14 protein-coding genes and 1 pseudogene are annotated in these 14604 nt (G+C 31.6%); 1 reads left to right on the forward strand and 14 read right to left on the reverse strand.

What is annotated here, in order from left to right; genetic code table 11:
- Positions 1-249: 249 nt before the first annotated feature.
- Genes AC4PG3_RS12710 through AC4PG3_RS12730 form a run of 5 tightly spaced genes read right to left on the reverse strand, consistent with a single transcriptional unit; the run spans position 250 to position 4827 of the window.
- A complete protein-coding gene (locus tag AC4PG3_RS12710; protein ID WP_492196997.1) occupies positions 250-1440 on the reverse strand; it encodes an anaerobic nitric oxide reductase flavorubredoxin in 1191 nt (396 codons plus the stop codon).
- A gap of 59 nt (positions 1441-1499) precedes the next feature.
- On the reverse strand, positions 1500-2054 hold the full coding sequence (locus AC4PG3_RS12715; RefSeq protein WP_492196998.1) for a hemerythrin domain-containing protein: 555 nt from the start codon (positions 2052-2054) through the stop codon (positions 1500-1502).
- A gap of 12 nt (positions 2055-2066) precedes the next feature.
- On the reverse strand, positions 2067-2717 hold the full coding sequence (locus AC4PG3_RS12720; protein ID WP_492196999.1) for a Crp/Fnr family transcriptional regulator: 651 nt from the start codon (positions 2715-2717) through the stop codon (positions 2067-2069).
- Positions 2718-2726: 9 nt separating this feature from the next.
- Positions 2727-4586: a heavy metal translocating P-type ATPase gene (locus tag AC4PG3_RS12725; protein ID WP_492197000.1), complete on the reverse strand. Its 1860-nt coding sequence runs from the start codon at positions 4584-4586 to the stop codon at positions 2727-2729.
- 25 nt (positions 4587-4611) lie between these two features.
- On the reverse strand, positions 4612-4827 hold the full coding sequence (locus tag AC4PG3_RS12730; RefSeq protein ID WP_492197001.1) for a heavy-metal-associated domain-containing protein: 216 nt from the start codon (positions 4825-4827) through the stop codon (positions 4612-4614).
- 173 nt (positions 4828-5000) lie between these two features.
- Here AC4PG3_RS12730 and AC4PG3_RS12735 point away from each other — a divergent pair, with 173 nt between their 5' ends.
- Positions 5001-5780 carry a hypothetical protein gene (locus tag AC4PG3_RS12735; protein WP_492197002.1) on the forward strand — a complete coding sequence of 260 codons (780 nt, stop codon included), beginning with the start codon at positions 5001-5003 and terminating at the stop codon, positions 5778-5780.
- A gap of 76 nt (positions 5781-5856) precedes the next feature.
- Here the strand turns inward: AC4PG3_RS12735 and AC4PG3_RS12740 are convergent, their stop codons facing one another.
- From AC4PG3_RS12740 to AC4PG3_RS12780, 9 genes and pseudogenes are all read right to left on the reverse strand, one after another.
- Positions 5857-6882 (reverse strand): threonine aldolase family protein, encoded by a 1026-nt coding sequence (locus AC4PG3_RS12740; protein WP_492197003.1) that lies wholly within the window; start codon positions 6880-6882, stop codon positions 5857-5859.
- A gap of 91 nt (positions 6883-6973) precedes the next feature.
- Positions 6974-8575: a DEAD/DEAH box helicase gene (locus AC4PG3_RS12745; protein ID WP_492197004.1), complete on the reverse strand. Its 1602-nt coding sequence runs from the start codon at positions 8573-8575 to the stop codon at positions 6974-6976.
- 72 nt (positions 8576-8647) lie between these two features.
- Positions 8648-9100: a peptide-methionine (R)-S-oxide reductase MsrB gene (gene msrB, locus AC4PG3_RS12750; protein WP_492197005.1), complete on the reverse strand. Its 453-nt coding sequence runs from the start codon at positions 9098-9100 to the stop codon at positions 8648-8650.
- Positions 9101-9176: 76 nt separating this feature from the next.
- Complete coding sequence (locus AC4PG3_RS12755) at positions 9177-9608, reverse strand: MOSC domain-containing protein (protein ID WP_492197006.1); 432 nt, start codon at positions 9606-9608, stop codon at positions 9177-9179.
- A complete protein-coding gene (locus AC4PG3_RS12760) occupies positions 9605-10039 on the reverse strand; it encodes an MOSC domain-containing protein (protein WP_492198234.1) in 435 nt (144 codons plus the stop codon). Before AC4PG3_RS12760 ends, AC4PG3_RS12755 begins: the two co-directional genes overlap by 4 nt.
- Positions 10040-10054: 15 nt before the next feature.
- A pseudogene (moaC, locus tag AC4PG3_RS12765) lies at positions 10055-10504 on the reverse strand (cyclic pyranopterin monophosphate synthase MoaC); the annotation flags it as partial.
- A gap of 1 nt (position 10505) precedes the next feature.
- A complete protein-coding gene (moaA, locus tag AC4PG3_RS12770; RefSeq protein ID WP_492197007.1) occupies positions 10506-11462 on the reverse strand; it encodes a GTP 3',8-cyclase MoaA in 957 nt (318 codons plus the stop codon).
- Between the two features lie 8 nt (positions 11463-11470).
- On the reverse strand, positions 11471-13357 hold the full coding sequence (locus tag AC4PG3_RS12775) for a molybdopterin biosynthesis protein (RefSeq protein WP_492197008.1): 1887 nt from the start codon (positions 13355-13357) through the stop codon (positions 11471-11473).
- Between the two features lie 15 nt (positions 13358-13372).
- Positions 13373-14599, reverse strand: a complete 1227-nt coding sequence (locus AC4PG3_RS12780) for a molybdopterin molybdotransferase MoeA (RefSeq protein ID WP_492197009.1) — start codon at positions 14597-14599, stop codon at positions 13373-13375.
- Positions 14600-14604 lie beyond the last annotated feature (5 nt).

Genomic DNA, 14604 nt, shown 5'->3' on the forward strand with positions numbered 1-14604 from the left:
CCCTCATTTATATATAATCTCTATATTATTATAGACTAAAAAAGAAAAAACTAAAAGAGGGGCAAATTATAAAAAAGGATTCTCAAATTCCAAATTTTACAAGTATGGTCACAAATAAAAAAATAGACCTACAAACTGGCTATACTCAAACAGTGAAGGTCTATTTTTTATTTAGTGAATATTTCTATTGAATTCCTCATAATTACGCGTCTTATTTTTATAATTTATCTCCAGTGGTAAGGTATAAGACTACTTAAAACTCTCCATAAATTTCTTTCCAAATTCTTCACATTCTTTTACTGCATCTTTATCAGGATTCCAAAGAACCTTTGGACCTCCTTCAATTAATTCTAATTTTGTACCCTTCAATCTATCTTCTATTATTTTTACAGATTCTCCAGACCATCCATAAGAACCAAAGGCTGCTACTTTTTTGTCTTTGAATCCAATTCCCTGAATCATCTCTAAGAGTCCTCCAGTTGCATGCATTATTCCCTTATTTACTGTAGATGATCCAAATAAAAATCCTTTAGATTTAAATAATTCTGTTATTACATCGTTTTTATCTGTATTTGATGCATTATATAATTTCACACGAACTTCACTATCTACAGACTTTATTCCTCTAGCTATGGCATCTGCCATCTTTCTAGTTGCATTCCACATAGTGTCATAGACTATTGTAATCTGATTTTCTTGATACTTATCTGCCCACTCCATATATTTTTCTATTATTTGAGCTGGATTATCTCTCCAAATTATACCATGGCTTGTAGCTATCATGTTTAAAGGAAGTTCTAGGCTCAATACTTCTTTTATCTTATTTGTAACTAGAGGGCTAAATGGAGTTAATATATTTGCATAATATTTTATAGCTTCTTCCCATAATTCGCATTGGTCTACTTTGTCATTATACATTAAATCAGATGCATAGTGTTGACCAAAGGCATCATTACTAAATAATATGGCATCACTGTCCATATATGTCATCATACTATCTGGCCAATGTAACATTCTAGCCTCAACAAATGTAAGAGTAGACTCCCCTATATTTAAAGTATCTCCAGTCTTCACCTCTACAAAGTTCCAATCTTCATGAAAATGTCCCTTTAGTATCTTAGCTCCATTTGCAGTACAGTATATTGGAGTATCAGGAATCTCCTTCATAAGTAATGGCAAAGCCCCACTATGGTCAATTTCAGAGTGTTGAGCAATTATATAGTCGATTTCATTTAAATCAATTTCCGCTTTTAATTTTTCTATATATTCCTTGGCAAATGGCTCCCACACCGTGTCTATAAGCACAGTTTTTTCATCTCTTACTAGATAAGAATTATAAGAAGATCCCCTATCTGTAGAGTATTCATCTCCATGAAATCTCCTTAATTCCCAGTCAATTTTCCCAACCCAAGTTACTTTATCAGTCATTTTAAAACTCATTTTAAGCCTCCTTGTATTTAAAAACATAGTTAATATGCTTATACCCTATTTTTATCTTTTTAAATGTATTTCTTTTCTAATTCTTCTAATAAAGAAATATACTTTTCCTGAATTTTCATTTCTGTTGCAGCTTGCTCTACTTTTTTAGCTTCTTTTTCTATATAAATTTTACTATTATCATCTAACATATTTTCAGCAAATCTATACATAGCCGTATTTTCTTTTTCTATATGTCTTTCTAAAAGATCAACATAAGAAATAGCATTAGCTATTATATCAAGTCTAGATTCATCATCTCCAGATTTATATTTCTCTACTGCTTTTTCTAAATTCCCCATATAAAGCCTTCCCATATCATGTTCAATATACATTCCAGTTATAGCGCCTGATTTAGCAAGTTTTTCAATTTTTTTATTCATAGTTTCAAATAATATATCCTCTTCTTTTCCATGATGATGTTTATCTGCATAATTTCTTACAAAGTCAATAGCTTTATTTATATCATCTATATCAAATTCTTCCAGAGTCAGTATTCTATATGAAACTTTTCTTAACACCTTTAGCATTCTTCTAATATTTTCATGTTCCTTTACCATAATTTCAATAGATTCCATCTTTTCCACTCCTTATTGAATTTCTTCTAAAGCATTTTCGTTTAATATAATTATCTTCCTATGACCTAACTGCTTTATAATTCCTAATTCTACAAAAGCCTTTAGTTTTCTACTAAGTGTCTCCTGACTCATGCCCATAAATGAAGCTAGATCCCTCTTACTCATATTTAAATTTATGTTTCCTCTATCATCCTTCATATTTAATAAGGTTTGAGCAAGCCTCTTTTCAACAGAATTAAGACTGATATTTTCTATTAGATTTTCAGCCTTTTCAAGTCTATTGCTTAATTCTTCCATTATTTTAAAACTTATATGTGGATACTTCAATAATAATTGCTTTAAATCATCCCCATCTATTATGCACATATCCACATCTTCAAGAGCTTCAGCATTATCTGTCGTGCTATTATTTCCAAATAAATCTAGTTCCCCCATAAACTCTCCAGGTCCTAACACTCTTATTACTTGCTCTTTACCAGAATAAGAAAATCTTGTTATCTTTACTCTTCCTCTGTGTATAACATAGAGTTTATCCTTTTTCTCTCCATTTATATAGATCATCTCACCTTTTTTATAGTTTTTACCAAAAGTTATTGATGATACTTCAAACATTTCTTTATTACTTAAATTATTAAATATAGGTACAATCTTTATACATTCCATAATTTTCTCCTATAAATTTTTCCCTTTGGTCTTTTCCTTATCTCCATATCTTAAAAGTCTAACTGCATTTAGTACTACTAATATAACTGATAATTCATGCACTAACATACCAAATGAAAGATTTATACTTTGGACTAATACTCCCAACAGTAAAATAACTGCTACTAATATGGCAAATATAATATTTTGCTTCATATTTCTAACTGTGGCACGACTCAAGCCTATGGCATGAGATATCTTGCTTATTTGAGATGACATTAAGACCACATCTGCAGTTTCCATAGCTACATCACTACCTGCCCCGCCTATAGCTATGCCTAAATCTGCAGAGGCCAAGGCCGGAGCATCATTTACTCCATCACCTATCATAGCTGTGATACCATATTCTCCTTGTAATCTTTTTAAAACTTCCACTTTTTTCTCAGGAAGTAATTCTGCAAAATATTCATCTAATCCAAGCTCCTGAGATATAGCCTTTGCAGCTCTTTCATTATCTCCTGTAAGCATTACAACTTTTTTTACTCCAAGTTGTTTTAAGTTTCTTATCAATTCCTTTGAATCTTCCCGTAAAATATCTGCAATTGAGATTACTCCTAGAACTTTCTTTAAATCAGAAACTATAACTACAGTTTGACCTTTTTCTTCTTCACTGCTTATATATTCTTCTATATGATCAATATTTAAATTGTTTTCCTTTAATAATCTCCTATTTCCTATTAAATAGTCCTGATGCTTTATCCTAAATTTCAAGCCATGACCTGTTAAAATCTCCGCCTCATCTGGAGATTCTAGTAATTCCCCTATTTCCTCTTTAGCTTTTTTTATAATTGCCTTCCCTAGAGGATGTTCAGAATAGGATTCTCCTATTGCAGCAATATTTAATAAATCTCTTTCTTCTATACCAAAAGTCTTTATATTTGTAACCTCAGGTTTACCTATAGTTAATGTACCCGTTTTATCAAAGGCTAAAACCTTGGCAGTTCCTAACCTTTCCATTATTTCTCCACCCTTTACTAAAACTCCATGTCTGGCACCATTACCTATACCAGCAACTATAGATACTGGAGTGGATATAACTAAAGCACCAGGACAAGCTATTACTAAGAGAGTAAGTGCAAGCCTTATATTTCTTGTAAATATATAAAAAAAGATTGAAAGAAATATGATTCCTGGAGTATAATACCTGGAAAATTTCTCTAGAAACTTTTGAGTATTTGCCTTTTTATCCTGGGCTTCCTCTACCATTTCTAATATCTTTGCAAAGGTGGTATCTTCCCCTACTTTCTCTGCCCTTATTACTAAATATCCAGACTCTAATATCGTTCCCGAAAACACCTTATCTTTTATTTTTTTATTTACAGGGATTGACTCACCTGTAATATTAGCTTGATTTACATAGGCATCTCCTTTTTCTACTCTTCCATCAATTGCTATTTTTTCTCCAGGCTTTATAATTACTAATTCACCTTTTATTACCTCATCTGGGCTTATCTCTATTTCCTTATTATTTCTTAGAACCCTTGCCTTATCTGGAGCCAAATCTAGTAATGTCTTTATGGATGATCTAGTCTTCTCAATGGTTCTGGATTCCAAATAATCTCCAAACATAAATAAAAATGTAACTGCAGCAGCCTCCCAATATTCCCCTATGAACATAGCCCCTACTACTGCAATAGAAACTAGGGCATCTATTCCAATTATCTTATATCTAGCTGCCTGTATAGCATTTATAAAAATAGGGGTTCCTGCTATTATTGCTGTTAAAATCATTACTGTGTTTGCTATAGGAGTATAGCTTCCACTAATCCTTAGTATTAATGATAATAAGATTAAAATACTTCCTATTATAAGTCTTCTATTCTTAGTCAATTTAACAAACCCCCATTCTTCAAATTTATTTTTCTCCTAATACATTGAATCCTAATTTATTCATTTTCTCTTTTATCTGTTCAGATGTAATCTCAAATTCATTAAATTTCACTTTAACCCTAGATGAATTAAATAGCACTTCACCATCTTCTATCCCCTTTGTTCTTTTTAACATACCTTCAATCTTTGCTACACAATTTGGACAAGTAAGTGTCTCCATCTGATAAGTTTTATTTTCCATCTTTATCTCTCCTCATTTTCTATTTGATATTAGTATATCCTCCTTCTAGAACTAAATCCTTGACCTAGGTCAAAATTTAATAGATGATTTTCTTACAAAATGATTACATTTATCAAATTCTGTTTATAATAGATCTGCTTTATGTTATATTGATAATAGAAAGGTGGTATATTATGAAAAACAAAAAAATTATCCTTACTCTTGTCTTTGTCTTGATTATAGGAACTTTATCTGCTTGTGTAAACGAAGATGATCCTTCTATCGATAACAATGGTGAAGTCACACAAAAAGATTTAAACTTAGACTTTAGATATTTACAGGATAAATTTATCGAAGATGATAAAAATTATATTAAAATGTCAACTGAAGGCGAAGATATAACTTTAGAGGTAAAAGATTTAAGTTTACATGACTCTTTAGAATTAGAAGAATTTTACCTTATAGCATATGATGATAATATGGTTTTACACAATATAGAAAAAAACGAATATTTAAAAAGCATTTATCTAAGTTCTATGGAACAAGGAATTGGAGAAGAAACTAAAGAGATAAAATCTCAAGATAAAGTAGATTTATCTAATCTAACCCTTTTAGACCAGTATATTTTCGACTTCAATCTTGATGGATTTGACGAAAAAATATCCATGTATACAGCTGCCCAAAAGGATGCAAATGGCAATATAATGTGGGATGATGGACAGAGATGGCTATTTATCGCAGAGGGAAAAGACAAGGACTATGTATTATTTGATGATTATGTTCAAATTGGGACTATAAACTATCATGTATATACAGAAGATGATGAATTTAATATAGTTAGTTCCCATGTAGGTACTGCTAACCTTACTCTATCAAACTATAAATATGATAATAAAAATCAAATGTTTTTAAAATCAACTTCCTTTGATACATCTGGAAATGTGAATATGCTTCATAGTTCCTATGGATATTAAGAAAAGCATATATCGAAACATTATAAAAGATAAGGAGTAGAACTTTCCTATTCGTTATAAAAAAGTAGCCAATTGGCTACTTTTTTAATATGTGTTTTATAGCAAGGATAAATTTATCTATGTCTTGTTTTTCTGTGTCAAATGATGTAACAAGTCTAACTAAATGTGTATCTGAATCTATTGTATAAAATCCAAATTCACTTTGTAAATTATCTATAATCTTTTGATTAAATTTGGCAAATATCATATTAGTCTTAAATCCTTCTTGCACTTGAATTTCTTTAAGTTCACTTAACTTTTCTTTTAAATAATTTCCCATTTCATTAGCATTTTTTGCGCATTCTTTCCATATATCTTCTTCTATATATGGAATAAACTGACAGCTAACAAATCTCATCTTAGATAAAAGCTGCATCCCCTGTTTTCTATGATATTTTAAATCTTTGCTTATTTCTTTATTAAAAGATACTATAGCCTCACCCATCATCATTCCATTTTTAGTTCCACCAAAGGACAATAAATCTACTCCTGTATCTGTTACCATCTCTTTAAATGAAGAATTTAAGGCCACTATAGCATTTGCAATCCTAGCTCCATCTAAGTGTAAATACATATTGTTTTCATGGGCAAAGTCTGCCAACTCTTTTATCTCTTCTACAGTATATAAAGTTCCCGTCTCTGTAGTTTGGGATATGGAAATTACCTTAGCTTGAACTCTGTGTTCATCATCTACATGTGTTAAAAATTTGCTTATATCTTCTTTCTTAATCTTTCCATTATAATTTTCAGTATAAAGTATTTTAGAACCTGTAAATCTTTCAAAGGCTCCACATTCATCCGTATTTATATGGGCAGTATCTACACATACAACTGACTCAAACGGCTTTAGAATCCCACTTAACCCTATTATATTTGCTCCTGTACCTGATGCAACAAAATATACATCTACATCACTTTGGAAAAGATTTCTAATAGTTTCTGTAGCCTTTTGTGTAAAGCTATCATTCCCATAAGGACTTTCATGTCCAATATTTGCTTGCTCTATAGCTTTAAGAATTCTAGGATGTACCCCTGATACATTATCTGATTTAAACATCTTCATCAAATTATCCCCCCATTTGGTTATTTAAATTAATTATATCATTAGATTGAAATTTTTAAAAACAAAATAGCCCTTTAATAAGGGCTATTCTTTATCTTCTCTTTGGCTTTGCAATTTCAACTGTTACTCTACTACCTTTTATTTTTTTGCCATTTAATGAGTCTACTAATTCATCTGCAAGATTAGCTGGAACTTCTACAAAACTAAATCTATCAAATATATCAATTCCTCCAACATACTCTTTAGGTATACTAGTTTCTTGTAGTATAGCTGCTAAGATATGCCTTGGACTTACCTTCTTTTTATCTCCTATGCCTACATAAACCCTTTGTACTTTTCCCTTCGGAACTTTTCTGCTGGATCCTCTATCTACATGATCCAATTCTTCATGACCATCTGCATTATTTTCACCAGTATATAATTTTAATAGAGCTGCGGCGATTTGGAAACTAGTAAATCCTTCTTCAGTTAATAACTCTATAGTCTTTTCTTCATTTGCCAATTTATCTTGTTCAATTTCTTCTCTAACTTTATTTAATATGTTTTTAGTGTTTATATTTTCAAGATCCTTAAGTGTAGGAAGCTCTTTTCTCTTTATCTTTATTTTAGTATATTTTTGAATACTTCTAAGTTTTTGACCATCTCTCCCTGAGACAAAACTAAAAGCTATACCTTCTCTACCTGCTCTAGCAGTCCTACCTATTCTATGAACATAATATTCATCATCTTGAGGGATATCATAATTTATAACTAAATCTACTTCATCTACATCAAGTCCTCTAGCTGCAACATCTGTAGCAACTAAAATATCTATATTACCTCTTCTAAATTTACCCATTACAGCATCTCTTTGATTTTGTTTTAAATCTCCATGTAGTCCATCAGCAGAGTATCCTCTACCTTGGAGTTCTCCAACTAACTCATCTACCTTTTTCTTGGTATTACAAAATACTACTGTCAGGTTGGGATCATGAAGATCTATTAATCTACTTAAAATCTCTGTCTTCATATGAGATTTTAATTCAAAATAATACTGCTCAACATTTGGCGCTGTAAGTTCTTTGTGTACAACCTTTACTATCTCTGGATTTTTTTGGTATTTAGATGCAAATTTAATTATCTCTTTAGACATAGTTGCAGAGAAGAATATTGTTTGTCTATCTTCTTGTAAACGACTTATTACTAATTCCATATCATCTCTAAAACCCATATCAAACATTTCATCTGCTTCATCTAAAACCATAAGTTTTATATTATCAGTCTTTAAAGTTCTCCTATTTATATGGTCTATTACTCTACCAGGAGTTCCTATGACTATTTGTACACCATTTTTCAAGGCCTTTATCTGTCTACTAATTGGCTGTCCTCCGTATACAGGTAACACCTTGATTCCTCTTTTAAATTTACCTAACTTATTTATTTCTTCCGATACCTGAATTGACAACTCTCTTGTAGGGCATAATACTAAAGCTTGTAAATTTTTATTATTAGGGTCTACTTTTTCAAGTATAGGTATACCAAAGGCAGCAGTTTTTCCCGTTCCAGTTTGCGCTTGTCCTATGATATCCTTACCATCAAGAATCATCGGTATTGACTTCTCCTGTATAGGAGACATTTCCTCAAACCCCATAGCCGAAATTCCCTTTTGTATATCATTTGATAAATCTATTTCTTCAAATCTTAATTTTTCCATTTAATAAAATCGTCCTCCTTAATTCTAACTTATAGAGTATATAACTATTATGGTACAATTGCAAGGAAAATATTATCTAAATAACTTTAAATATTCACCATATCCTTCTTCTTCTAAGTCTTCTTTTCCTATAAATCTTAGAGAAGATCCATTTATACAATACCTAAGTCCTCCCTTATCTCTAGGTCCATCAGTAAATACATGACCTAAGTGTGAATCTCCATATCTACTTCTTACTTCTGTTCTAATCATAAAATGGGATCTATCACTTTTCTCTATTATATTTTGTTTTTCTATAGGCTTAGTAAAACTTGGCCAACCACAGCCTGCATCGTATTTATCCTGACTGCTAAATAAGGGTTCTCCTGATACAATATCTACATATATTCCTTCTCTTTGATTTTCATTTAATTCATGAGTAAATGGTCTCTCTGTAGCATTATTTTGAGTAACTTTATATTCTAGCTCCCTTAGTTTTTGTCTTAATTCTTCCTCACTTGGTTTAATGTATTTTTTATCTTTCATTTTTTTCACCTCTATTATATCATTACCCATTTAAATATATTTAGAAGCCATATATCTAAATATAAAATAAACTTGCCTACATATCCCCAAGCAAGTTTATCCTATTATCTACTCTTATAAGCCCATCTTTTATTACTCTTCCAAATACTACTCCATTTAAAAGAGGGCAATATATTTTATCTTGAATTAATCTGCACTCCTTAAAACATTTTTTTCTAGTATCAACTATTAGAATTTGACTCTCTTCAATTTCTAATACATCATCTACTTTAAAATCATTTATTTTAAAATCCTCTATTATTATATTTGCATAAAATCGACTTGTACACAGACCATTTATCTTTTCCTCTACTATTTCTCTGTAAGAACTATAACTCAAAATCGAAATTTGTCTATCTCCACCATTGTTTTTGTCTCCAACTAATCCTATATCTTTTTTTAAATATCCTTCATTTAAAAATCTTAGGGTTCCATCATTTTCTTTGTGATTTATTATCTTTACCTTCATTTTAGTACCTCTATTAAATCACCTTTTTTTATTTTGCCACCCTTTACTATTTTTGTAAATATGCCTTCCTTGGGCATTACACATTTTCCTACTTTTTTTGCTATTTCACATCCACTATGACATTCTTTTCCAATTTGAGTTACTTCTTGAATAGTCTCTCCTATTTTAAGTATACTGCCTATGGGTAGAGAATATAGCTCTATGCCTTCAGTAGTTATATTTTCAGCAAAAATTCCTGGTGTTAAATCTCCTACTCCCAAATTTTCCATCTTTTTAAAACTTGAAAGATCAAGTAGACTAACTTGTCTATGCCAATTTCCAGCATGAGCATCATCTTCAAGTCCAAACTCTTCTATAAAAACTCCCTCATCTATTGGCGTTTTTACTGTTCCCTTTTCTTTAGACTGGTTTATAGATACTACTCTTGAAATAACTCTTTTATACTCACCAGATTTTCCACCAGTTTTCTCTAAAAGCTTAATATCCATTATTTCCATATCCTTATCTATGGCCTTACACATATCATATATCGTAAGACAAGCTATTGATACTGCTGTTAAACTCTCCATTTCTACTCCAGTTTTTCCAGTAGTTTTCGATCTCGCCTTTACAATTATGCAGTCATCTTCAAACTCAAATTCCATCCCAACTGAATTTAAGGGGATATTATGACACATCGGAATTATATCACTTGTCTTCTTTGCTCCCATTATCCCAGCTATTTGAGCTATTGACAATACATCTCCTTTTTTAATCCCCTTTTCTTTTATCTTTTCTAGGGTTTCTCTTTTCATCTTAATCTTTCCCATTGCTAAGGCCATTCTAAGAGTGTCAGCTTTGCAACCTACATCTACCATTTGAGGTCTTCCCTCTCTATCTAAATGAGTAAAATCCATATTAACCTCCTATCTGGTTCATATTTTTATCTATATACTTTTCATCTTCTAAAAAATGTTTTTCTTCTTTAGTAAATATACTTTCACTTATTATCTGTTGCAAGTCTCTCCCACCTCTTAGTGCATCCCTTAAGGGGACTTCTCTATTGGAATGTAGACAGAGCTTTAAATTTCCTGTAGAAGTAAGTCTAATTCTATTACAATCTTTACAAAAATTACATGAAATCGGATTTATTAAACCTACTTTTCCCTCTGCATCAGGTAATTTATAGTAATTAGCTGGTGAGGAAGGGTTTTCTCTTTCTGTAGGAATTAAATCTGGAATAGTTTCAAGAACCCTTTCTGTAGATACAAAATTCTCCCTTGCAAAGTTCTTAGCTTGTCCTATAGGCATTAATTCTATAAATCTTACATCTATGCCCCTTTTAGTCAAGTCCACTAGATCTGTTATTTCTTCATCATTAAATCCCCCTATTAGAACTGTATTTATCTTTATGGGGTTTAAGCCTACTTTCATAGCTTCATCTATTCCTTCAAGGACCTTAGATAAATTTCCGCCTCGAGTAATTTTTTTATACTTATTATGGTTTAGAGTATCAAGACTTATATTCACTCGATTTAAGCCTGCATCTTTCAAGTCTTTAGCCATATTTTTTAAGAAAACTCCATTTGTAGTTATTGAGATATCTTTTATAGTGGATATACTACTTGTATTTTTAATAAGATCTAATATCCCCTTTCTAACCAAGGGCTCTCCACCTGTAAATCTCACCTTGTCTATACCTAGTCTAGAAAACTCTTCAATCAAAAGATATATTTCCTCTAGGGAAAGTATATCTCTATGTGTTAATTTATCCTCTATTCCATCTTCAGGCATACAATATCTACATCTTAAGTTACACCTATCTGTCAATGAAACTCTAAGATAATTGATCTTTCTTCCAAATGAATCTTTCACCTACTCACCTAATTTCTGTCTATAATCACTATATCTCCAGTATTTTCGAACTTATATCCACCTAGTTTTTCTACTCTTTGTTGAAATTCTTTAGACTTTAATGTGTTTATAAAATTTTGTATCTCCTTATTTTCTAATATATCATATGGAACCAAAAAGTCATAATCTTCAAAGCTTACAGGAATAAACTCTAAATCCATGGCCTTAGCTGCTGAATATATTCCCAGACCTGTAGTTGCAGATTTTGTCTTAACTGCCATAGCAACTGCCATATGGGTATTTAGCTCTCTTTTATATCCTTTTATATTTGTACTATCTATGTCATCTAATTTTAAATGGTAATCTAATAATACTCTTGTACCTGCGCCCCTTTGTCTGTTTACAAATGTTACATCCTTTCTAATGAGGTCCTTGAATCCCCTTATATCTTTAGGATTGCCTTTTTCTACTATGAATCCCTGTTGACGCTTAACCCCCTTGATAAGGGCCATCTTATTTCCCGGGAAATACTTTTCTATATAGGATATATTGTATTCTCCTGTGTCTTCATCTAATAGATGGATAGGCGCCATATGAGATTCTCCCCTTTTTATAGAAAGAATCCCCGCCATGCTTCCTACATGACCTGAGGAAAGAGGAATCATATCAGACAATATATCCATGATCAAATCATGACTCCCTATGGACACTAGGGTCTTTTTTATCTTCCAAATTGGCTTTAAGAGTTCTACATCTACCTGATCTCCAGCTTCTATACCTTCACTGCTTCTAGGAATAATTGCTATACCATCAGCTTTTACTAAACTCATAGTTACTCCAGCACCACTTGAAAGAGGAGTTGCAATAAGTCTTCCATTTACATATCCTAAATTCACTCTTATAAACTCCTTATTTTTAAGCGAGGAGTGAATCCTTCTAGATATATTCGCCTTTACAATTTCTTTCTCTACTTCTTGATTTATATATTTAAGGATTAAAGGCTTTACAAATTTATCATAAACTAAATATGAAGATACTGGGTATCCAGGAATCCCTATTACTGGTTTTCCCTTTATAATCCCCAATATAGTAGGCTTACCTGGCTTCATTGCCACTCCATGAACTACTACTTCTCCCAATTCCCTTATTAGGCTTACAGTATAGTCTTTGCTTCCAGCAGATGATCCTGCAAGGACTAAAAGCATATCATTTTCATCTATAGCCCTTAAGATTTTTTCTTTTAACAGCTCATAATTATCTTCTACAGGAGAATATCTGTTGGGGATCCCCCCATCTTTTTTTATAGAGGCCTCAAATACCCTAGAGTTTGAATCTATAATAAACCCTTCACCTAAATTATCTACACTTTCTACTATTTCCGTTCCTGTGGGAAGAATACCTACCTTAGGTTTTTTATATACTCTTATCTTTTTTATTCCTCCAGAGATTAAAGCTCCTATGTCAATAGGCCTTATTTTATGTCTTGATGGTATTATCATTTCCCTAGATATGATGTCCTCTCCAATTTGTCTTATATGTTGCCAAGGATAAGATGGTTTTAATATCTGAACTAGTCCTTCTTTTAATTGAATTACATCTTCTATCATTATTACACTATCAAAGGGTGGTTTTACGATATTTCCAGTATTTATATAGCAAAAGTCTTCTCCTTCTTTTAGAGTAAGGGGAGTTATATCACTTGCATTTAATGTAGTAGAAGCTTTGATTGCAATACCATCCATTGCAGCAGCATTATAATTGGGAGAGGATATATTGGCTTGGATTTGAGTAAAACTAACTCTATCTAGTGAATCAAGTACATCTATTTCCTCAAACTCTCCATTAATATCTAATCTATTGTAATACTCAAGTTTAGCTAAATCCATGTCCTTATTATCTATATAGGTATTTCTCATGTTTTCACAGCCTTTCTATAGTAAATAAACGGTTTTACTTTCCCCTCTATATATACCCTCTTCATAATCTTCTAAGACTATATATCCATGAGAATCTGAAAGCATAGTTATCATCCCTGATTTTCCAAAGCTAGGAAGTGCAAAATATTCACCTTGTCTTTTTTCTAGTCTTACCATTTGATAGGTAGTCTTGCCTGGTGATGAAGGAAAGTTAAATTCTACTTTTGCATTTACTTGTGGAGTGATAGTTTCTATATTAAATTTTTTATTTATATAATCTTCTACTAAAGCTTTAAAAACTATTATAGAAGATACAGGATGTCCTGGAAGACCTATTACTAATTTCTCTTTTGCTTCACCTATTATAGTGGGTTTACCAGGCTTTATATTCATTCCATGGACAAATACTCCTTTGCCAGGAAAACTATCAATTACTTTATAGGTAAAATCCCTTGTACCTACAGAGCTCCCACCTGATATAAGGACTATATCAGCAGAGTCTATGCCTATTTCAGTGGAATCTTTTAACAGATTAAAATCATCCTTCACTATCTCTCTACCTACTACTTCTCCACCTAGTTTTTCTATTAATCCATATAAGCTATAAAAGTTTATATCTCTTATTTTCCCTAGGGTCAATTCTTCGTCTATATCGATTATTTCATCTCCAGTAGAGATTATATAAAACTTCGGCTTTTTAAACACTTCAATGTTTTTTATTCCAAGACTAGAAAGAACTCCCATAGCTGGCCCATCTATCCTTTGGCCTCTTTTTAGGACTAAAGAAGATTTTTTTATATCATCACCTATAGAGATTATATTCTCTCCTTTAGATACGGGCTTATAAATTAAAAGTGTATTTTCATCCATTTTCTCTGTGTTTTCAATCATAATCATCCCATTTGCACCTTTAGGAATCATGCCTCCAGTAGGAACATACATAGCATTTCCTGGGCCTATCTCTCTATTTTCAATCTTCCCCATTTCAACTTCCCCAATTATATGGAGTATACTAGGTATAGTTTCACTAGCACCATAGCTATCACTTACATCTACCGCATACCCATCTACAGTAGATCGATTAAACTCAGGTACATCTACATTAGATATTACATTATTACTTAAAACTCTATCCTTGGAATTTAGTATATCTACCATTTCAGTTCCAAAATCATAATCATTAAAATGTTCCATAATAAGCTCTCTAGCTTCACTTACCTTTATCACATTAAAAAAATCCAAAATAT

Source organism: Tissierella sp. QWL-11 (assembly GCF_058683765.1).